Source organism: Acidaminococcus massiliensis (assembly GCF_900095825.1).
GTDB lineage: Bacteria > Bacillota > Negativicutes > Acidaminococcales > Acidaminococcaceae > Acidaminococcus > Acidaminococcus massiliensis.
On the sequence record NZ_LT608315.1, the window covers coordinates 2,351,217 to 2,371,750 of the forward strand.

A 20,534-nucleotide genomic window follows, 5' to 3' on the forward strand; every position below is an offset into this window, starting at 1 on the left:
GCCCCTCCTCTATTTCTGGCAATGGGGACAGTACACACTGCCCCGCCCGGCTACCTTGATCTGTTTCAGCAAAGCCCCGCACCGTTTGCAGGGCCGTCCCTTCCGGTGGTACACCTGGAGATACAGGCTGTTATCTCCCATGTTCCCATCGGCATCCTGATAATTCCGGAAGGTGGTGCCATGGTGTTCCAAGCCCTGGCGGATCACGTCCCGGATGGCCAGGGTCAAGGCTTCCCAGTCCTTCCGGGTCATCCGGTTCACCCGGCGGGTGGGACGGATCCCTGCCGCGAACAGAGCTTCATCTGCATAGATGTTTCCCAGCCCTGCCAAGATAGTCTGATCCAGGATGAACGCCTTTACTACGGCTGTCTTGCCCCGGGCTTTTTCCCGGAGATATCCCGGCGTCAGCCCCGGATCCAGAGGTTCCGGCCCCAGGCCTTCATACCCTTTGTCCCGCCAGCCGTCCTCTCCTACCAGCGCCGCCACTCCAAAAGTCCGGATATCGGTAAAATAAAGATTCTCCTCTCCGGAAAGGAAAAAGGCCATCCGGGTAAAGGGAGGTTCCGGGGCCGTTTTAGGGAGAGCCAGCAGGGCTCCGGTCATCCGGAGATGGATCAGGAGCCAGCGTCCCTTTTCCAGGTCCAGCCGCAGGTATTTCCCCCGCCGCTGGACACCGGTGAACCGGGCGCCCTGGAGCTGCCGGGCAAAGATTTCCGGTTCCGGATGGAGGATCATTTTGGGCAGATCCACCCGGACTTTTTCAATGGTCTTTCCTATAATATGAGGAAGCAGGCTGATCCGCACCTGTTCCACTTCCGGCAGTTCCGGCATATTCCCTCCTTACTTGGCCTGGGCCCAGTTCTTCCCCACGGCTACATCGGCCACCAAAGGGACCGCAAGTTCCACCGCATGTTCCATGGTATCCTTGACGATCCGGGCCACCTGGTCCTTTTCTTTTTCCGTGACTTCCAGCACCAATTCGTCGTGGACTTGGAGCAGCACCCGGCTTTTTACCTGGGCCTGCCTTAAGTTCTCAGCCACTTTCAGCATGGCAATCTTGATGATATCCGCCGCCGTTCCCTGGATGGGGGTATTGATGGCCGTCCGTTCTGCAAAGCTCCGGCGGTTGAAGTTCTTGGCTTTGATATCCGGCAGGTACCGGCGGCGGCCAAAGAGGGTTTCCACATAGCCCAGTTCCCGGGCTTTCTGTTTCTCTCTTTCCATATAGGCCTTCACCCCCGTATACCTGGCGAAATAGCTGTCGATGTACTGGGCCGCCTCTCCCCGGGGGACTCCCAGCTGCCGTGCCAGGCCGAAATCGCTGATCCCGTAGATGATTCCGAAATTCACGGTCTTGGCCTTGCTCCGCATGTAAGGAGTCACCTGATCCAGGGGCACACTGAAGATTTCTGAAGCCGTCCGAGCGTGGACATCCTGGCCGTGGCGGAAGGAATCCAGGAGCAGTTCATCCTGGGCGATACTGGCCATCACCCGCAGTTCCACCTGGGAATAGTCGCAGCTCATAAGCAGATCATAGCCTTCCCCGGGCACGAACATTTCCCGCATCCGTTTCCCCACTTCCGTCCGGGTGGGGATGTTCTGGAGGTTGGGTTCCGTGCTGGAGAGCCGCCCGGTGACCGTGGCCATCTGATTGAAATGGGTATGGATCCTTCCCGTAACAGGATTGATCAGGGGATGGAGGCCCAGGAGATAGGTAGAAAGCAGTTTGGAGAGCTGCCGGTAGGCGATCAGTGTCTCGATGATAGGATGTTCTCCCTGGAGGGCTTCCAGTACGGATACATCGGTAGAATATCCAGTCTTGGTTTTTTTGATGATGGGAAGTCCCAATTTTTCAAAGAGCAGGCTGCCCAGCTGTTTGGGAGAATTCAGGTTGAATTCTTCCCCTGCCTGGTCCCAGGCCTGCTGTTCCAGGGCCTGGACCTTCTTTGTCATTTCTTCGGTGACTTCGTCCAGCATGGCCTGGTCGACGGTGATCCCGGCGAATTCCATTTCTGCCAGGTTTTCCGTCAAAGGCAGTTCGATGTCTTCATACAGCCGGGTCAAATCCCGCTCCTGGAGCTTTTCCCGGAGTACGGGCACCAATGCCGCCGTATCCTGGGCGGCTTCTCCGCTGGTCCCGGAGAGGAACTCTTCTCCCAGCCCCCGGATTCCATAGCCGCTGGCCCCCGGTTCGAACAAATAGGCTGCCAGCGAAGGATCATCGATGATACCCCGGAGCTCCCGCCCCTGTCCCAGCATATATTTGTACAGTTCTTTGGGGTCGGCCGCCGCCTTGGGCAGCGTTCCATCTTGGAGCCAAGAGAGGACAGCCTCTTTCCCGGCCTTTTCCGGCTGGAGGGCATAATGACGGTCCTTGAATACCAGATCCAGGGAAACCAATTCCAACTTTGGAAGGGTTCCGGCCGTTTCATAGGCAAGCGCCACCTGTGCCCCTTGGGTTTTGATTTCTTCCATCAGTTTCTCCGCCTGGGCCGGATCTGTGACTTCCACCGTTTCCAGGGCCTGGGTTTCCATTGGTTCCCCGAAAAGAGACAGGGGATCATCGCTGCTGCCGGCATCCGTCCCTTCCGCGCAGCCCAATACAGGTACGAACCGGTCCCACAGATTCCGGAACTGGAGTTCCTGCATCAATTTCCGGCATTCTCCAGTCATTCCGGTCAGCAGGTACGCTGCAGGATCCCGGTCAATGGGGACCTCCAGGCAGATGGTGGCCAGCTCTTTGGAAAGGAGTGCCTGGTCTCGGTTATTCCGAAGTTTTTCCTGGAGGGCCTTTCCCTTCACCTCCTCGGCATGATCCAGGACATTTTCCACGGTCCGGTACTGGGTGATCAGCTTCAGAGCTGTTTTGGGCCCCACTCCCGGCACTCCGGGGATATTGTCGCTGGTATCCCCCATCAGCCCTTTGAGATCGATGATCTGCCGAGGTTCCAAGCCCTGGTATTCTTCTCCAAAGGCTTTTTCATCGTAGACAGCGATATTGGAGATTCCCTTTTTGGTGAAAAGGACTTGGACATTGTTTTTGATCAGCTGGAACTCATCCCGGTCCCCGGTAACGATCTTGACCTGGACATTTTCCGGTGCAGCGCTGGAAAGGGTCCCGATGATGTCATCGGCCTCGTAATTGTCCACTTCCAGGGTGGGGATCCCCATGGCCTGGAGCAGCTCCATGGACAGGGGAAATTGTTCCTTCAGTTCTGGCGGTGTGGCTTTGCGCTGCCCTTTATACGCAGAAAATTTTTCCGTACGGAATGTTTTGCGGGATTTGTCAAAAGCCACCAGCATATAGTTGGGCTGGATTTCTTGGAGCAGTTTCAGGAGCATATTGCAAAGGCCATACACCGCGCCGGTGTTGACCCCTTTTTGATTAGTCAGGGGAGGCAGTGCAAAGAAAGCCCGGTGGATCAGGCTGCTGCCGTCGATCAAAAGGAATTTTTCGTCCATGATACACCTTCCTCAGTGTTATTCTAATTGTATTATTATAGCATATTTGGAGGGAACAAAGGGGATGCTGCATACAACGTGCGGAGCCCCATATCCATACTATATTACTGTATTTTTATTTCATTATTTTTCTGTACCGAACTATACAAAAACAAAGTTATTAAGTTTTTGTATACTGTATATTAAATTCATTATCTTGACGCTGGGATCAGATGGTGATAGCATTTTTTAGGATTGATTGAAAGGCATCAAGAAAAAGATGCCTTTGGGGGAGGTTTTTAATCATGGAATACAAATTTGCCCAACGGATGGCCGGGATGCAGGCCTCTGCTGTACGGGAAATCCTGAAAGTGACCCAGCGTCCGGAGGTCATTTCATTTGCCGGAGGGCTGCCTGCACCGGAACTGTTCCCAGTGGCAGAAATCGGCAAAGTCTGCGAAGAAGTCTGTACAGCAGAAGGCCATAAAGTCCTCCAGTATGCCACCACAGAAGGCCGGCCCACCCTGCGGGCCAAGATTGCCGACCGGATGAACCGGAAATACAGATCCCATCTGAAAGCGGAGAACATCCTGATCACCACCGGATCCCAGCAGAACCTGGATATGGCCGGGAAGATCTTTTTCGACCAAGGAGATGTGGTCCTGATGGAAAGTCCCACCTACCTGGCTGCCATCAACGCTTTCAAGGCCTATCAACCGGTTTTCAAGGAAGTCCCTACCGACGAAAAGGGCATGATCCCGGAAGAACTGGATAAAATCCTGGCAGAAACGCCCCGGGCCAAGCTGATTTACGTGATTCCGGATTTCCAGAACCCCACCGGCATCTGCTGGACCCTGGAGCGGCGTCAGAAATTCATGGAAATCATCAACAAATACGAAATCCCCGTGCTGGAAGACAATCCCTACGGAGAGCTGCGGTATGAAGGGGAAACCCTCCCCTCTCTCCAGAGCATGGATACCAAAGATCTGGTCATGGCCATGGGGACCTTTTCCAAAACCTTCTGCCCGGGCCTGCGGATCGGCTGGCTGGCTGCTCCCGCCGCCCTGATGAAGGAATTCGTCAAGGTGAAACAAAGTGCCGACCTGCATACTTCCGCCTTCGACCAGGCCATCATCGATCGGTACATGGATGAATACAGCTTAGATGACCATGTAGCAGAAATCAACAAGCTGTACAAGCACCGCCGGGATCTGCTCCTGAAGACCATGGAGGAAACCTTCACTGACGGGACCACCTGGACCCACCCGGAAGGAGGCCTGTTCCTGTGGCTGACTTTCCCGGAAGGCGTCAGTGCCCGGAAAGTCTTCGACAAATGCATCGAAAAGAACGTAGCCGGGGTGCTGGGCGAATTCTTCTACCCCAACATCAAGAACGACCGGCACATGCGTATCAACTATTCCAACATGCCGGATGACCGGATCGTAGAAGGAGTCAGACGGATGGCCGAAGCGCTGAAGGAGATCAAAGAAGGAAAATGAAAAATGGGGCTGTGAAGAAATGAAAAATCCATTTCTTCACAGCCCCATTTTATTCCTGCAGCAAACCTACTTTCTCGGCCAGCAGGGAGTCTCGATGCCCAGCATCTTTTTCCCGTCAAAAGGTTCGGAGCTGCCGCTGACGAAATGGCGTTCTGCCTTCAGCACATACTGGAAGCCTTTGTACAGAAGGGGTACGTTGCAGTACACCATGATGATGTTGGCCAAGTCAGAAAAAGCCCACAGGTTGCTCAGGTCGTAGCCGGCAATGTTCACCAGGATCCCAAATGTCGCCACCAAAAGGCAGAGACACCGTACGGTGACGATCACCTGGGGATTTTTGCTCAGCCGAGCCGCGGCAATCTCTGAAAAGGAGACCATACCGATCAGACAGGTATAGGCAAAGAGACAGAAACAAAGGGTCAGTGCCAGGGTCACTGCCAGGTTGAGCCCAGGCGTATGGGTCAGCTGGGTCACGGCCATCAGATATTTGGGCAGTTTCCCCGCTGCTTTCCAGGCTGTGGGATCTTGGGTCCAGGAATGGGCCATGATGACGATGAATCCGGTCATGGTGCAGATGATGTGGGTATCCAGGAAAACCCCGGCAGCTGACAAAAGTCCCTGTTCACAGGGATGTTGATCGTCCGCAGAAGCTGCCGACATAGTAATGGTCCCCTGGCCGGCTTCGTTGCTCATGAGGCCCCGTTTGACCCCCTGGACCAACACCGTGCCGAACACACCGCCGAAGAAGGCTTCCGGCCGGAAGGCCCCAGCAAACACAGCCTGGAAGAAATAGGGCACCGAATCCGCATTTGCCACAATGAGAAGGACCGTCGTGGCCACATAGACCACAGCCATCACCGGCACCATGGCATTGGTGGCCTGGGTAACTTTCTTGATGCCCCCAAAAGCCAGGACCGCTGTAAAGAGCAGGACAACAGCCGCCGTCCCATAATAGAAGAAAGATTTGGTAGGGATTTCCGCTCCCGTAATCATGGAACCGATGGCCCCTACAGAAGAAACCACATTATACCCCTGGGCAGGCAGGCATCCCAGGGCATAGAAAATGTACAGCAGGGAAAGGAAGATTCCTACATTCCGGCTGCCTCCGAACAAGGCTCGGCCATAGAAGGGCAGGCCGCCTACGAACGCTCCTTGGCGTTTTTCCTTGAAAAGCTGGGCCATGGTCCCTTCCACAAAAGCCGTCGCCATACCAAAGAAAGCTGAGACCCACATCCAGAACAGAGCTCCCGGTCCTCCTACGGAAATGGCGCCCGTCACCCCTAAGATGTTGCCAGGCCCCACCCGCATAGCAGAACTGAGCATGAAGGCAGCCAGGGGAGAAATCCCCGTAGCTGCACTGCGCCGGTTCACCAGCAGCCGGATGGCCTCTCCCATATGGGTCAGCTGGATGAAATGGAGACGCAGGCTAAAATAGATGCCCGATCCGACCAGGACAATAATTGCGAACGAAAAGCTTCCTAACAGAGGTAAATTTTTGTACCAGGAAAACTGGGTAGGGATGTCCCAAAAAAAGTCGGACAGAGGGCCTACAAATTTTAGGACGGAGTTGATCCATGCAAACAAATTTTCCATAAGCATCTCCCTCATTCGTATTTTATTTCTTTAACTATACCACAGCCAGGGAGATTTTCAACAAATTTCGTCAATACTGTGAAATACCAGAAGAAGTATGATAAAATAAAACATATTTTTTCGATTTTCAATCTGTTTCTGTAAGAAAAGGAGTACATCATGGAACCTGTAGACGTAGGGATTCTTTCCCTTCTCCCCCCTATTATCGCAATTTCTCTGGCCCTGATCACAAAAGAAGTCATTTCCTCACTGATGCTGGGGATCCTTTCCGGAGGACTGCTCTATGCAGCCGCTTCCGGCGGCGGCCTGGTGGATATGAGTTCGGCCGCTTTCGAAATCATGTCCAAGACCGTGGGCACCCCGGATAAATTCAATATCATCCTGTTCCTGGCCCTTTTGGGCGCCCTGGTCTGCGTGGTGAACAAAGCCGGGGGATCCCAGGCCTACGGAAACTGGGCCACCCAGAAAATCACCAGCCGCCGGGCCGCTGAATTGGCTACCAGCATCTTGGGGATCCTGATCTTCATTGACGATTATTTCAACTGCCTGACCGTCGGTACGGTCATGAAGCCAGTCACGGATAAATACCGGATTTCTCGGGCAAAGCTGGCCTATATCATCGATACCACCGCAGCCCCGGTCTGTATCATCGCTCCCATTTCCAGCTGGGCAGCAGCAGTGGGGTCCACCCTTTATGAAACCGGTGCCTTTCCCAACGAAATGGCGGCTTTTTTTGCCACCATCCCTTACAATATGTATGCCATCCTTTCCATCCTGATGGTCACCATCCTGTCCGTCACCGATCTGGAATTCGGTCCCATGGCCAGTGTGGAATACCAAGCAGAAGAACATGGAGATCTGGGTGCCATTGACAAGAAAATGACAGAACAGCAGCAGCCGGTGACCTCCAAAGGGACGGTTTATGATCTCTTGATTCCCATTGCGTCCCTGATCGTATTCACCATCCTGGCCATGCTGTACAATGGCGGGTTCTGGGCCAAGGGTCTTTCCTTCCAGGAAGCCATCGGCAACTGCAATTCCTCTGCGGCCCTGGTGCTGGGCGGTTTCTGGGCCCTGGCGGTAGCCTTTTTCCAATTCGTTCCCCGGAAGCTCATGACCTTCCGGCAGTTCATGGACAGCATCGGTGCAGGGATCAATACCATGGTCCCTGCTTACATCATCCTGACCCTAGCCTGGACCATTGGAACCCTGTGCCAGAATTACCTGGGTACCGGGAAATACATCGGCATGCTGGTGGAAACCAGCAATCTTCCCATGGAACTGCTTCCGGCCATCGTATTCCTAGTGGCAGCAGGGCTGTCTTTCTCCATTGGCACCGCTTGGGGCACCTTTGGGCTCTTCATCCCCATTGTGGTGTTCATCTGTCAGTCCGCCACCCCGGCCATCATGACGGTGACTCTTTCCGCGACCCTGGCAGGTTCCGTTTTCGGGGACCACTGCTCCCCCATTTCTGATACCACCATCCTGTCTTCTTCCGGAGCCGGGTGCAGTCACATCCAGCACGTGGGCACCCAGATTCCCTACGCCTGTTTGGTGGCTGCCTGCTGTTTCGCCGCCTACCTGGCCGCCGGTTTTTCGGGCGGCAGTGTCCTCTTGACCCTAGTGACCGGGATCGGCCTCCTGCTCCTGGCCCTGTTCACCCTACACAAAAGAGCCAAGAGAAGACTGGAAAAAGAGGCTGCTGCGTTGATGAGCTGACCCCCAATTGTTAGACCAAAAATCTAACAATTGGGGGTCAGTTTTTTATGGCAAAACACAGCTATGAATTTAAGAAAAAAATAGTACTGGAATATTTGAACAGTGACGAAGGGTGTATTTCTATTTCACGTAAATATGGGATGGCAAGTAGCAGCCAGCTGCTAAAGTGGGTTGCTGCTTACAAGGCATTTGGTGATGATGGACTGAAAAGATCCCGCTCTCAAAAAATATACTCTTTCAAAGAAAAACTTTCTGTGGTAGAGTCTTACTTAACAAATGAAATCTCATATCAGGAACTAGCAATTCAAGTAGGGATCAACAACCCATCAATGATTGCCAGATGGGTCAATGAATTTAGAATTGCGGGACCAGATGCTTTACGGTCACATAAAAAAGGCAGGAAGAGAACTTTGAACAAATCTCAAACCAAAAAAACAGATACCCAGGTTCAGCAGCCGATGGTCGACATCAGTGTGGAACATGTCAAGGAGTTAGAGGATGAAAATCTTAAACTCCGTATAGAGAATGCTTTTTTAAAAGAACTGAGGAGACTGCGTTTAGAGGACGAAGCAAAAATGAGAGAGTTGCGAAAATCATCTCCAGTCTCCGAAGATCATTCAAATTGAAAGACCTTCTCTCCTATACTCAAATGCCCAAAGCGACCTATATGTACTGGCAGAAACGGTTTGACCGCGTGAATCCAGACCAGGAAGTAGAGGACAAAATACAGGAAATCCGCAGCCAGCATAAAGATTATGGATATCGGCGCATGACCGGTGAGCTGAAGAATCAAGGGATTTGCGTGAACAAGAAGAAAGTTCAACGTATCATGCAGAAACTGAGCCTTCAGGTAACATCCTTTACCCGGAAAAGCCGTAAATACAGTTCCTATAAGGGTAAGGTAGGGACCATTGCTCCGAATAGAATACATCGTCGTTTTGAGACGAATATCCCACATCAGAAGATTACGACCGATACTTCAGAATTCAAATATTATGAAGTAGATACACAGGGACATCTGACCCTGCACAAGCTTTATCTGGATCCTTTCCTGGACATGTTCGATGATGAAATCATCAGCTATGGAATAGCCAAACGTCCTTCGGCTGAAAGCATACTGGAAGCTCAAGCTGAAGCAATCGAAATTACTGCTGATTGTCCATATCGAAGAACGTTTCACTCCGATCAGGGCTGGGCATACCAAATGAAGGCCTATACCAGGAAACTAAAAAAAGAACGAATTTTTCAGAGCATGTCTCGAAAGGGTAACTGTCATGATAACGCTGTAATGGAAAACTTTTTCGGCTTAATGAAACAGGAAATGTATTATGGAGTGATCTACTACAGCTACGAAGAACTAAAAGCCGCTATCGAACGATACATCAAATACTATAACGAACAAAGGATCAAGGAAAAACTGGGCTGGAAAAGTCCTGTTCAATACAGGCTTTCTTTGCTGGCAGCATAAAAAAGTAACGAGACAGTAAAAACCATCTCGTTACTAAGGTCTAACTTTTTGGGGTCACATCAGCGCACGCAACAGCCTCTTTTTGAGGTCACGGGTCACGAGTTGTGAGTCGCGACCAGGGGGGGCTGCATATGCAGCCCCCCCTCTTTTCATTTCGCCGGTACGATCGTCCCTTTGAATTTTTCTTCGATGAATTTCTTCACCGCTTCGGAATGGAAAATCTCGGCAATCTTTTTATATTCCGCCTTGTCCTTGTCCTTTTCCCGGGCTGCCAGCACCATCACTGCCAGCGGTTCATCATCCTTTTCCCAGAAGAGTCCCTGTTTCTTTACGTCCATGCCGGAACTCATCACATAGTTCATGGTGATCACGGCCAAGTCCACATCTGCCAAGCTCCGGGGCAGCTGGGCCGCTTCCAGTTCCTTGAACTTCAGGTTTTTCGGGTTTTCCACCACGTCGTTCACCGTGGCTTTGAACCCCACCCCTTCTTTCAGTTTGATCAGGCCGGCCTTTTCCAGGAGAACCAGGCCCCGGCCCCCGTTGGTGGGATCATTGGGAATGGCCACTGTGGCTCCTTCGGGAATGGCCTTCAGATCATGGATCTTGTCACTGTAGATCCCCATGCGCATCAGGATGGTATTCCCGATGGGCACCAGTTTGGTCCCGTTCTGTTTGTTGAAATTGGCCAAGAAGGGCGCATGCTGATAGCTGTTCAGATCCAGGTCCCCTTCCGCCAAGGCTTTGTCCGGAGTGATATAATCGGAGAATTCCACCACTTCCACCTTCAGTCCCTGTTTCTTGGCTTCCTCTGCTACCGCATGGACCACATCCGCATGGGGACCTGCCGTAGCCCCGATTTTAATGGGCTTGCCGCTGTCCGCACTTTTCTTGTCTCCTGCGCTGCCGCCGCAGCCGGCTGTCAGCAGAGCCGCCGCAGCCAAACCCGCCAAAAACAGCAAAACTTTCTTTTTCCCGTTCATCTCATCGCTCCCCTTTAATTCATATTATTTTAGTAGTAATTGATGTGTATATCATAGACGGAAAAAGAGGAGCTGTCAAGGGGATGTTGCCTTTTACCGATTGATCCACTCATTCACCTTCCGGTTGTAGTACTCATTCTTTTTCTTTTGGACCCATTTGTCCCGTTCGTCGCAGATGGCCAGCATCTCGTCCACCATTTCTTCCGCTGTGGCGGGCTGGACATGGAGCAGATACTGGATCATCCGTTCCACAGTGCTTTCTGTGCCCAGATTCTGGGCCATCAGCTCTCCCAGTTCCGACGGGTACCCCAGGTTCACCACTATATCCACCAGTTCCCGGCTCAGTTGTTCCAATCTTGTCATCGTCTGCTTCTCTCCTTTGTCCGTTCTCCCCGCACCAGCCGGCACACCAGGCGCAGCACCAGGGCCCCGGCCAACACTCCGCAGGTATCCAACAGTACATCCGACACCTGGGCACTGCGGCCTGGACTGAAGAGCTGGATTCCTTCATCCACAGTTCCCACACAGGCTCCCCAGAAAAGCACCGAAAAGAGGTTCCGTTTCCCGTAGAGTCCTGCCAACCCGGAAAGGACCATCCCCAGGGCCGCAAATTCCGTGAGATGGGCCAGTTTCCGGATGGTATAGAAGTTCAGACAGCTCATTCCCGGCAGGTTCCCCCACCGAGCCAGAGCCAAATGGAGCACCGACTGGCTCTCCACCTGGGATGCCGTACCATTTTGGAGAGAGTGCCCCCAGATGAACCCCAGCAGCAGTACCAACAGCATCCAAAGCACCCGACGGCCCATAGCCCCACCTCCTGTTCGATGGGTATTATTATAGCATAAATAGAGAGAGGTGTTGCACGTTGCGTGCAACACCCCGGCCGCGGGCGCGAGCCATGACTCGCTTCCCCCACTTTCATTTGTGTCCCAGCAATTCCGCCACAGCTTTTTCCAGCTGGGCGATTCTTTCGTTCTGGCTCTGGGTCTGCTGCTGCAAGTCACTGATTTCCCGAGCCTGGCTCTCTACTTTGCCGATGAGGGCATGGCGGCTCATCCCCGCATAAGGACTGCTCTTCCCCAGTTTCAGGCTGATGCCCAGGTTCACCATGTTTTCCCCGTTGCCAAAGGTGCCTCCTGCCGACACCATGGTCTTGTGGTCCGGCCGATAGAACACCCCGATGGCTGCCGCGTTGGCATCCCGATAGTTCCCGAACCCGGCAGCGAAATCCCATTTGTCATCCGGATCGAAATCTTGGGGATGGAGGGCCGCCAAGGCTGCTGCCCCTGCCCCCACCTTATTGATCCTGGAATCCAGATTGCTCACCCGGTTGTTCAGTTGATTGATATTTTGCGCATTCTGCCACACATCCTGCTTCACCTGGTACAGCTGGCTGCCGTTCACCGCTTCTTTGGAAGTTTGTGAGACTTCTCCCTCTGCCAGTCCGGTGATTTTCCGGTCTTCCATGGCAAGGCCTTCTCCATTGAGCACCGGGCCACCATCCTGGATGGTCACCGAATCCACTTTCAGATGGGGATCCAGTTTCACCTGCACATCTGCTGCATCGCTGCCATTCTGTTTCACCACCGTATGGATATTGATTCCATCCCCGGTAATGGTCTGGGTATCTCCGTTGTTGATCTGGGCTGTCCCTTCATCTCCCTGGAGCTGGATGGGATTCCCATGGACTTCCACATAATAGGCGTTCCTATCTCCGGTCTGTCCGCTGCCAGCTGCCTCCCCAGCCTCTTTTTCACTGGCATGGTGCTCTTCCAGGTCTTTTCCATAGACCACATGGGTCCGGTTCTCCTCCGTATCCAACCCGATCAGGCTGGCACTGATGGTATATCCATCACCTGCTTTTTGGATGGTGATTCCCTTCCCTGCCTGGAGGCTGATGCTGGAGCCGCTCCTGATCTGTCTGCCCAAGGCGTAGAGCTGGCTGCCGTTCACCGCATCGGTGCTTGTCTCACTGATCCGTCCTGCCGCCACATGGGTCAGTGTCCGGTCAGATGATTTGCCATTTACCGTCCACCCCAAGCTTACGGTCCCCACCGGGGATTTTCCGGCAAAGGCGGACAGATACAGCCGTTTTCCTTCCACGGTGGTAATGGAAGCGGATGAAGTCTTCACCACCGGTTCCGTTTGGGAATAATACCCCAGAGCTACGGATTTATCCACCGAAGCCGTGGCGTTGGTACCTAAGGCCAGGCTGTTCTGTCCCTGTGCCTGGCTCCCATACCCCAGAGCCACCGCTTTATCGGCGGACGCAACTGCCGTAACCCCCAAGGCCACTGCATCCGTTGTTCCTTCCTTCACGCTGGCCCCATACCCCAAAGCCGTGCTTTTTGTTCCCAGGGCATTGGATCCCTGCCCCAGGGCCGTGCTCTTTTCCCCTTTGGCTTCTGCAAGGGAACCGACAGCCGTACTGGAATCTCCTTCTGCCCGTGTCGTCCGGCCGATGGCCGTAGAATTGGTACCGGATGCTTTGGCTTCCGCCCCCAGAGCCGTACTGTGGCCACCGGTAGCCGTAGTTTGGTATCCGATGGCCACTTTGGAAGACCCGTTCGTCCCTGTATCCGTGTTGTATCCTAGGACAACGGATTCACTGGCTGTGGCTTTTGCCAGGTTCCCAATGGCGATGGACCAATTGCCCACTGCCTTGGCTTCCCCACCGATGGCCATGGCATAATTCCCGGTGGCCCCGTCGTTGGCATAGTTGCTGCCGTCCTGGGTCAAGGCATAGGTATTGCTGTAATAGTGGATTTCATCAGTAGGATTGGCAGCCCAGCCAATCTGCGGCAATGGCAGCTGGAGCAACATTCCCGTACAGGCCAGAAGCAGAAATTGTTTTTTCTTTTGTGTAAGCATACCCTTCGCCTCCCCGTTATATTATTTTGTAATGACTGATGTTCTCTTCTTACTATACATGATACAATATTTTTCAGATTTTTCAATTATACTTTCGTATATAAATGAAAAAAGAGGCTGTTGCGCATGCAACAGCCCCTTGTTCATTTATCCCCTTCCACCATGGCATGGAACCGTTTGAAGCCCCACCGGCCCATGAGAACACTGCTTATCACTAAGCCCAGGAGAGAATATCCCAGAGGCATGCTCCGGATCTGGGGAGTCATCACGTACCGCAATGCCTCATTGGCGTAGACCAGCGGGTTCAGCAGTACCAGCTTCTGGAACACCGGCACCGGATCCAGGGCATACCAGGAGAAGAAGATGGCTCCAGAGAACACCACTGGCATCAAGAAGCCAGGGAACATGGCTGCGATTTGCGGAGGCTTTACCACTGTCCCCACCAAAAGGCCCAAAGTAGCGGAAGCCAAGGCAATCAGTACCAGTACCAGGAGCAGCAGAGGGATTTCCCCAGCCGTCATCCCCAGCTGCAGCCGGCTCCCCATGAAAATCAAGGAAATGGGCAGGACGATCAGCCCGCCGATGAAGGCTTCGATGATCCCCACCAGCATCTTGGCATAGGCCACCACGTTCCGGGAAACGGGTGCCTGGAGCCGGTCCTCGATTTCGTGCATATTGTTGAAATCCATAGTAAAGGGAATGGCCGTGCCGTGGATCCCGGTGATCAAGATGCTCATCCCCACCATGCCCGCAAACATTTGGGTGGGAAACGTCTCCGGCAGGAGCCCGATGGCTGGCAGCACATAGCCGTACACCACGATCAGCACCAGGGGCAGCATCCCCACCCGGAAGATGAATTCCTTTTTATCCCGCCACTGGGCCAGGAGATCCCGCTGGACCATAGCCCAGAAAGCCTGCTGGGTTACACTATTTTTCCGTTCTTCACTCATTGTTATCGTCTCCTCTTCAATTGGCACTGTTCATGGCTTTTCCGGTCAGATAGACAAATACATCGTCCAAGGTCCGGGTGGAAAGAGAAATGTTCTGGAGGGTCCGCTGCTTGTCTTCCGTCCAGCGGATCACCCCGTCAAAATCCGGTTTGCCTTCCAGATACAGCTGCAGCACGCCGTTCTGGACCTTGGCACTGGCCACTCCCGGCAGTTTGGCGGCAGCATCCACCAGCCGGTCATCCACCTTGTCCAGCTTCAGGGACAGGATGTTCCTGGAGGGGATCATGGCTTTCAGCTGGTCCGCCGTACCCATGGCCTTCAGTTCGCCTTGGTTCACAATGGCGATATTGTGGCAGAACCGTTCTGGTTCTTCCATATAGTGAGTGGTGAGGAAAATGGTGGTCCCCTTCCGATTCAGCTCCAGCATATTCTCCCAGAGGATTTCCCGGTAATTGGGATCCAACCCCGTCGTAGGCTCATCCAGGAAGAGGATTTCCGGGGTGTGCATCATAGCCCGAGCGATTTTCAGCCGCTGGGCCATCCCACCGGAAAAGCCCCGGACATAATCATCCTGCCACTGGGTCAGCCCGAATTTCTCCAGGTATTCATCGGCCTTTTTTTCTGCTTCCACCGGATCCATCCCAAAATACCGAGCGTGGAACAAGAGATTTTCCCGGGCGGTCAGAGAGCGGTCCAAGTTGTTGTGCTGGGCCACGACCCCGATCCTGCTCCGGGCGGTGATGGGATCCTGCAGCACCGAATCCCCATCCAGCAGGATCTCTCCTCCATCCGGTTTCAGCTGGGTGGTCAGCATGCTGATGGAAGTACTCTTCCCGGCTCCGTTGGGTCCCAGGAAACCGAAGATTTCTCCCCGTTCCACTGAGAATGAAATCCCTTTCACTGCCTTGACTACATGACCGCTTTTCAGATGGAATGTTTTCTGCAGGTCTTTGACCTGTAAAATCAAATCGCTCATACCAAACCCTCCCAAGATCAAGAGCATAGCTCTTGTTGAATTATTACCATTACCCCGTATGGGTATTTCTTATTACGTGTTGTATTATATACCCCATATGGGTATATGTCAACAAAAAAAAATAAGGTGCTGCACAAAACTTGCAGCACCTTCCGTCAGCAGGCAGCGGTCAAAAGTCGACAGCTCCCTTTAAAACTCCCACTCTGCTTCTGCTCCGGCAAACAGGGCGTGATCCTTGCTTCCCTGCTTCACCGCAGCATACCCCACGGTCCCATTCAGGTAGAGATTTTCTTTCAGTTTCTTCCGTCCCGTCAGCCCCGCTTCCTGGACCACAGGTCCATCCATCCCCCGTTCTCTTTCCGTCCGCTGGTAATAGAGCCCCAGCCGGTCCGCTCCGGGGAAATAATGGTTCACCCTGGCATAATACTTCCGGGCATCGCTGCCCATGGCATCTCCCAGGATATCTCCGCTGTAGGTCCAACCGTCTTGGTACGTCCCATGGGTATACCAATCCTGGTTGGTATAGGCGGTTTCCAGGAGCAGGTCCCAGGAACCGTCCTTCGTCAGTTGGGGGAAATAGACCCCGCCCCGGTATCCCCAATCCGAAGGCAGCCCATGGGCCTGGTCCTCTCCGTACATTTCTCCATAGAATTGGACCCCTGGCAGACGGAAGCGGAAATCCAAACCGGCAATGTCATCCCATTTGTCCTTATGGTCCGCATTGTGTCCGTAGCTCCACTTGCCCCAGTCGTGGGAATCCAATCCATTGCCGTCCCCTCCCAGGAGGGATACCCGGGAAAGGCCCAGGGTGAACCATCGAGCAGGGGTCACATCCAATCGCAGTCCCAGGAGTCCCGGGTGATTGTAATCCTGCCGGCCCCAGCCCGCTGCATCCGCAGCCCGGTCCCCATCCAGCCGTCCATAGAAGGCGTGGAAATCCACCTGGCCCAGGAACCGGAAAAAGCCTCCGGCTTGGATGGGTTCGTTCAGGTGAGCCTGGATCAGGGTCAGGGGTTTCATATTATTTCCCAGGAGCAGGTTCCCACTAGCACCCTGGCCCCAAACCAGGGCTTCCCGGCCCAATTCCCAAGCCCAGGCTCCGGTCCGGGTCTTCACATAGGCTTCTTCCAGGCTGGCCGTCCCTTCATTGTCTTTATCCCAGGCAGCCCTTCCCTGGATTCCCAAGGCCACTTCGCTGCCCAGATTCCCGGAAGCTTCCAGTTCGGCACCCAGTCCACCGTTCCGGCCGATTTTGTGCCCGTTCTGTTGCTCTCCGAAGGGTGCCCATTCGCTGGCCGTCCGCCTGTCCCGGTAGGTGAACCGGTCACTGTGGAGATACCCGGTACCGAAAGTCAATTTCCGCAGCCGGAAGGGATCTTGCCCCTTGCCTTCCCCCTGGAGGGCTGCTGCTTCCGGTGCCACCAGCTGTTTCAAGGCAGCCAGGTCGTCAGCCAAATAGGCCGGCAGGGGCTTTTCCGCTGCCTTCCTTTCCGCTTCCAGTACCCATCGGGCCATCTGCTGCCGGCTGTAGGGACGCGCCCCATTGGGCAGGGAATCCAGATACCCCATTCCGGACAGTTTGTCGATACTGTCATAATAATGGCTGTCCACCGGGACATTGGCCGATACCTGGGCCCGAGCCGGCGCAGAAAAGGAAAAAGCCCCCGCAAATAGGGACAGCAGCAGCAAACAGGATTTATTCATAACAGGAAAGCCTCCTTGGGGATTGATGGAATTCTAGCAGGAAGTTCAGGCCATTTTGTCAGTCCATTATACCATAAACCGCTTCTGTCGTGACAGAATTCTGTATGGTAAGTATGTGTCAACAAGTTCTCGGTGAAACCTTCATTGCCGCATAGTTATTCAGAAATAGGGTCAAAAATTTTTTATCGTTGCTTCGAGGTCGACGACGTAGACCAACTATATAAAGTCAAGCCAATTTTAAAATAAATTTCAGTTGCTATGGATCTTGGCAAAAGGGCGCACCTACCCAAGCCCCCTCTTGTGGGCTTAAAAAAATCAAGCTAAATAAGGGCAGCCACTAATACCAAGCCGGTAAATCAATCGGATCAGTTTCTTGGCTACATGGGACAAAGCGACTTTGTAAGGTTTGTGTTCTGACAGTTTCTTTTCAAGGTATTCTTTGAATTTCGGTACGTTCTGTGCAACCAGGCGGGCGGCAAGGTACAGTGTCTTTCGCAGATAGGGGGATCCTCTTTTTTCCATCTTGTTATGCTTCGAATGGTAGTTTCCAGAGTCATGTTTGGAAGGTGACATCCCTGCGTAAGCAAGGAGCTTGTCGACATCCGGAAAACGCTTGAAATCACCAACTTCGCCCAGAATGCTGGCACAAAGGGTATAACCGATCCCTGGTATGTCAATAATCGAAGATTCTTCCTGGTCCACCATTTCCTTAAGCTTCTCATCGATTTCAACGATATGCTGCTTCAACACTTCAATATCCGTAATGGTATGGACGAGTTCCATAGAAGCCGAAAGCGAGACTTTACCGATAGAACGGCATGCTGCCTGGTGGATTTCCAAAGCCTTGCTTTTGTCAAATCTCCCCTGTGAGGCATCACTTAACAGGCGCGTCAGCCGCTTCATGCTGCAATGAGCAATCTGTTCATGGCCAGGATAGGCTTTTAGAAGCGCATAGATTGAAGCAAGATGGATGGAAGATGTCAGCCCTTCCAGCTCTGGGAATAAAATCGTAACCAGACGGGAAACTGATATCTTTAGCTTGGAACACTTCTGCATGGTTTGAGATCTGTAACGAGAGAGTGATTTCATTTCCTCGTTATGGTACAATGAAGAAGAGTAGGTTTGGGATCCTTTCCCTGACACAATCATCTGTGCAATAGCGCAGGCATCGACTTTATCAGTCTTGGTCTTACGCAGGCTGAATCCTTGCTTGTATCTATTCGTGAGAAGCGGATTGAAAGTGAGCAGTGGAAGGTCATGTTCTGAGATGAAATGGGCGAGATTCGAGGAATAGTGACCGGTTGCTTCCAATCCTACTCTTATTTTATCTTTTGGAATGCCCAGTTCAGAAATCTTGGAAAGGAGCATGTCAAAGCCTTCCCGTGAATTGGGAAATGTAAAAGATTCAACTGTTTTCAATGCATCCGAGTCAATGATACAGCAGTCATGTTTCCGCTTTGCAACGTCAATTCCGATACAAAGCATAAAAATCAACCTCCTTTTTTTGAATTGGCAGCTGTGCATCAAAGCCACAGAGACTTCATCATAATGTATCCTCGCTAGATATGAACCGTCGAGCGGTATCCAACTCATTAACAAATTGAATGAAGTCTGTGGTCGGACTCTACGAAAACCGTCAAGCGGTAGGGGTTCGCAACCGATCCACAGCTCCATTCTAATCGTACCGTAATTCACTATAAAAGAGAATATCTGGTACAACTCTATTATACGAGGGGGGTCGCCGCAGGCAAACCCGTCCCGGCCTCCCAGAGGGAAAAAGTCCTCCTATACCCGTACTGACCTGCACCTCACCCTTCCGCTGGGAGGGCAGACCCGTTCGTCCCTGGCGGGAGGCTCACAGCCTATCGCCTTGCCCTGACGGTCAAAGGCTGCGGCTACGGACCAGGAAGCCAAATGATCTCGCCCGCGTGCTCCACCCGTTAAGCGACCACTGTCGATGTTATCCCGCCGACTCCTCCTGGGCCTGCCCTCCCGGCTCCCGGGGTATCGACGTATACCCGCAAAGAGTACCAGCATAGCCGGAGGCCAAGTCCGCCCTGCAGGGGCGGGGGACCGTCCTTATTACCAGTTCAGTGCTGCGGCCAACTGTCCCATGGGACTGCTGCTGGGACCGTAATTGGCAATTCTACACTGATGGGTACCTACGTGAGGGACGAATATCGGCTTTTTCACCGCTTCTCTCACCGCATTCCGCTACTCTTTCCGGGTTTTCAACGGCATAACGCACAAATCTCCTGCCAGGGCCTGCTCCAGGTCAGCGTTCTTCAGGCCACTGATCACCTTGACCATTGCCAGGCCGCCTCTATAGCTCCAGCGCCGTCCCTGTTTCTTCATCCGATAGGTATACGTCCGATGGTTGCTTTCACAAGTCCCCAGCCCTTCCCGACAGTCTTCCAGTCCCTCCCTCAGCGGCAAAGGAGTCAGCCATTCCCAGTTACGTTCCAAATAAGCCCGCAGTTTCCTGACGTCCTCTTCCTCTTCGGCAGTGCTGGCTTCTCCTTCCAGCATGTCCAGGCAGCAGTGGACACCCTCCAGGTCGTGTTGCCAGACCTTGTGATGGAAACGGTCAACCACGCTGCCCTTTAGCTGCCCTTTCATCAGGACACCGTCTCCCTCGATGAACAGGTATTTTGGTTTTTCCAATGGTTCATCACTGCAGAAGGCCGGGTTGGCTTGGAATTCCTCGTACTGGGCGTACTTGTCTCCCACCGTCCTGACCATCCTGCCTACTGTCTGATGGCTGATATCCAGCGGAGTCAGGGTATTCACTGCCTCAGCTGCAGCCCGATAGACGCTGCCGGCTGCCACTTTGGTTACTGAGTACAGGAGCAACGGAGAATACCGTTGATAAGGTGACAGACCCAGGATATTATCCAAAGGATAGAATGGCTTTCCGCCTTCGCGCCGGACCAGACGGCGGGAAAATGTGACCGTCCCGAACATGCAAAGCACAGTACGCTGGTCGATCCGCAGTACTTCCTGTTTTCCCGCATACTGCCTGGCCATCTCAGCATCGTAAATCTCCAGAGCCCGGGCGAAGGCCTGGGACTGGAGCTCGATTCCCCGCCGCCAGACCTCCTTTTCCAGTGCCAACCCGTTGGAACACCCCTTCATTAAGTTGATGGATTCTGATACAATGAAATCCATGGAAGACCTTCTCTCCTATCTGTAGTGGTGTGGTAACTAATACTATAGGTCTTCCTTTTTGCAAGTTTATAAGGGATTATTCATTTCACCGAGAACTATTTTACACTAAGGTATGGTAATGACTCCACAAAAAAAAGCGTGCCGCGAAAATCGCAGCACGCTTTT

At 53.0% G+C, this 20,534-nt stretch carries 16 protein-coding genes; 4 read left to right on the top strand and 12 right to left on the bottom strand.

Features of this window, described 5'->3' with window-relative positions; translation table 11 throughout:
* Positions 1 to 9: 9 nt before the first annotated feature.
* Together mutM and polA are read right to left on the bottom strand one after the other, a co-directional pair.
* A complete protein-coding gene (mutM, locus tag BQ2657_RS11290) occupies positions 10 to 831 on the bottom strand; it encodes a bifunctional DNA-formamidopyrimidine glycosylase/DNA-(apurinic or apyrimidinic site) lyase (RefSeq protein ID WP_075580695.1) in 822 nt (273 codons plus the stop codon).
* A gap of 9 nt (positions 832 to 840) precedes the next feature.
* Complete coding sequence (gene polA, locus BQ2657_RS11295; RefSeq protein ID WP_075580696.1) at positions 841 to 3,462, bottom strand: DNA polymerase I; 2,622 nt, start codon at positions 3,460 to 3,462, stop codon at positions 841 to 843.
* Positions 3,463 to 3,746: 284 nt separating this feature from the next.
* Between polA and BQ2657_RS11300 the strand changes: the two genes are divergently transcribed.
* Positions 3,747 to 4,940 carry an aminotransferase-like domain-containing protein gene (locus BQ2657_RS11300; RefSeq protein WP_075580697.1) on the top strand — a complete coding sequence of 398 codons (1,194 nt, stop codon included), beginning with the start codon at positions 3,747 to 3,749 and terminating at the stop codon, positions 4,938 to 4,940.
* 66 nt (positions 4,941 to 5,006) lie between these two features.
* Here BQ2657_RS11300 and BQ2657_RS11305 read toward each other — a convergent pair whose 3' ends face one another.
* Positions 5,007 to 6,533 (bottom strand): alanine/glycine:cation symporter family protein, encoded by a 1,527-nt coding sequence (locus tag BQ2657_RS11305; protein WP_075580698.1) that lies wholly within the window; start codon positions 6,531 to 6,533, stop codon positions 5,007 to 5,009.
* A gap of 159 nt (positions 6,534 to 6,692) precedes the next feature.
* Between BQ2657_RS11305 and BQ2657_RS11310 the strand changes: the two genes are divergently transcribed.
* From BQ2657_RS11310 to BQ2657_RS13795, 3 genes are read left to right on the top strand one after another with little or no spacing between them, the layout of a single operon-like run.
* Positions 6,693 to 8,252 (top strand): Na+/H+ antiporter NhaC family protein, encoded by a 1,560-nt coding sequence (locus tag BQ2657_RS11310; protein WP_075580699.1) that lies wholly within the window; start codon positions 6,693 to 6,695, stop codon positions 8,250 to 8,252.
* 47 nt (positions 8,253 to 8,299) lie between these two features.
* Positions 8,300 to 8,878 (top strand): helix-turn-helix domain-containing protein, encoded by a 579-nt coding sequence (locus tag BQ2657_RS13790; RefSeq protein ID WP_075578809.1) that lies wholly within the window; start codon positions 8,300 to 8,302, stop codon positions 8,876 to 8,878.
* Entirely contained in the window at positions 8,848 to 9,720 is an 873-nt protein-coding gene (locus tag BQ2657_RS13795) for an IS3 family transposase (RefSeq protein WP_408607740.1), read from the top strand. The genes BQ2657_RS13790 and BQ2657_RS13795 overlap by 31 nt, the downstream gene beginning before the upstream one ends.
* Positions 9,721 to 9,869: 149 nt before the next feature.
* Here the strand turns inward: BQ2657_RS13795 and BQ2657_RS11325 are convergent, their stop codons facing one another.
* The 9 genes from BQ2657_RS11325 to BQ2657_RS11365 form a co-directional block, all read right to left on the bottom strand.
* Positions 9,870 to 10,700 (bottom strand): MetQ/NlpA family ABC transporter substrate-binding protein, encoded by an 831-nt coding sequence (locus BQ2657_RS11325; RefSeq protein WP_075580700.1) that lies wholly within the window; start codon positions 10,698 to 10,700, stop codon positions 9,870 to 9,872.
* Positions 10,701 to 10,793: 93 nt separating this feature from the next.
* A complete protein-coding gene (locus BQ2657_RS11330; protein ID WP_075580701.1) occupies positions 10,794 to 11,063 on the bottom strand; it encodes a hypothetical protein in 270 nt (89 codons plus the stop codon).
* Positions 11,060 to 11,506 (bottom strand): VanZ family protein, encoded by a 447-nt coding sequence (locus tag BQ2657_RS11335; RefSeq protein WP_075580702.1) that lies wholly within the window; start codon positions 11,504 to 11,506, stop codon positions 11,060 to 11,062. The genes BQ2657_RS11330 and BQ2657_RS11335 overlap by 4 nt, the downstream gene beginning before the upstream one ends.
* Before the next feature lie 112 nt (positions 11,507 to 11,618).
* Complete coding sequence (locus BQ2657_RS11340) at positions 11,619 to 13,571, bottom strand: YadA-like family protein (protein WP_075580703.1); 1,953 nt, start codon at positions 13,569 to 13,571, stop codon at positions 11,619 to 11,621.
* A 143-nt stretch (positions 13,572 to 13,714) separates the two neighbouring features.
* Positions 13,715 to 14,521 carry an ABC transporter permease gene (locus tag BQ2657_RS11345; RefSeq protein ID WP_075580704.1) on the bottom strand — a complete coding sequence of 269 codons (807 nt, stop codon included), beginning with the start codon at positions 14,519 to 14,521 and terminating at the stop codon, positions 13,715 to 13,717.
* Between the two features lie 16 nt (positions 14,522 to 14,537).
* Positions 14,538 to 15,497, bottom strand: coding sequence for an ABC transporter ATP-binding protein (locus BQ2657_RS11350; RefSeq protein WP_075580705.1), 960 nt, complete (start codon positions 15,495 to 15,497; stop codon positions 14,538 to 14,540).
* Between the two features lie 189 nt (positions 15,498 to 15,686).
* Positions 15,687 to 17,201, bottom strand: coding sequence for a capsule assembly Wzi family protein (locus BQ2657_RS11355; RefSeq protein ID WP_075580706.1), 1,515 nt, complete (start codon positions 17,199 to 17,201; stop codon positions 15,687 to 15,689).
* Between the two features lie 315 nt (positions 17,202 to 17,516).
* The gene (locus BQ2657_RS11360; protein WP_075580707.1) at positions 17,517 to 18,686 is read right to left on the bottom strand and encodes an IS110 family RNA-guided transposase; all 1,170 of its coding nucleotides are present in this window, start codon (positions 18,684 to 18,686) and stop codon (positions 17,517 to 17,519) included.
* Between the two features lie 729 nt (positions 18,687 to 19,415).
* Entirely contained in the window at positions 19,416 to 20,369 is a 954-nt protein-coding gene (locus tag BQ2657_RS11365; protein WP_075580708.1) for a UPF0236 family transposase-like protein, read from the bottom strand.
* Positions 20,370 to 20,534: the final 165 nt, after the last annotated feature.

Excerpts from the sequence above, each read along its gene's own strand:
- BQ2657_RS11330 (WP_075580701.1), bottom strand. The coding sequence starts at position 11,063 with ATGACAAGATTGGAACAACTGAGCCGGGAACTGGTGGATATAGTGGTG.
- BQ2657_RS11300 (WP_075580697.1), top strand. The coding sequence starts at position 3,747 with ATGGAATACAAATTTGCCCAACGGATGGCCGGGATGCAGGCCTCTGCT.
- BQ2657_RS11350 (WP_075580705.1), bottom strand. The coding sequence starts at position 15,497 with ATGAGCGATTTGATTTTACAGGTCAAAGACCTGCAGAAAACATTCCAT.
- BQ2657_RS13790 (WP_075578809.1), top strand. The coding sequence starts at position 8,300 with ATGGCAAAACACAGCTATGAATTTAAGAAAAAAATAGTACTGGAATAT.
- BQ2657_RS11310 (WP_075580699.1), top strand. The coding sequence starts at position 6,693 with ATGGAACCTGTAGACGTAGGGATTCTTTCCCTTCTCCCCCCTATTATC.
- BQ2657_RS11340 (WP_075580703.1), bottom strand. The coding sequence starts at position 13,571 with ATGCTTACACAAAAGAAAAAACAATTTCTGCTTCTGGCCTGTACGGGA.
- mutM (WP_075580695.1), bottom strand. The coding sequence starts at position 831 with ATGCCGGAACTGCCGGAAGTGGAACAGGTGCGGATCAGCCTGCTTCCT.
- BQ2657_RS11355 (WP_075580706.1), bottom strand. The coding sequence starts at position 17,201 with ATGAATAAATCCTGTTTGCTGCTGCTGTCCCTATTTGCGGGGGCTTTT.
- BQ2657_RS11360 (WP_075580707.1), bottom strand. The coding sequence starts at position 18,686 with ATGCTTTGTATCGGAATTGACGTTGCAAAGCGGAAACATGACTGCTGT.
- BQ2657_RS11305 (WP_075580698.1), bottom strand. The coding sequence starts at position 6,533 with ATGGAAAATTTGTTTGCATGGATCAACTCCGTCCTAAAATTTGTAGGC.
- BQ2657_RS11345 (WP_075580704.1), bottom strand. The coding sequence starts at position 14,521 with ATGAGTGAAGAACGGAAAAATAGTGTAACCCAGCAGGCTTTCTGGGCT.
- polA (WP_075580696.1), bottom strand. The coding sequence starts at position 3,462 with ATGGACGAAAAATTCCTTTTGATCGACGGCAGCAGCCTGATCCACCGG.
- BQ2657_RS11365 (WP_075580708.1), bottom strand. The coding sequence starts at position 20,369 with ATGGATTTCATTGTATCAGAATCCATCAACTTAATGAAGGGGTGTTCC.
- BQ2657_RS11325 (WP_075580700.1), bottom strand. The coding sequence starts at position 10,700 with ATGAACGGGAAAAAGAAAGTTTTGCTGTTTTTGGCGGGTTTGGCTGCG.
- BQ2657_RS11335 (WP_075580702.1), bottom strand. The coding sequence starts at position 11,506 with ATGGGCCGTCGGGTGCTTTGGATGCTGTTGGTACTGCTGCTGGGGTTC.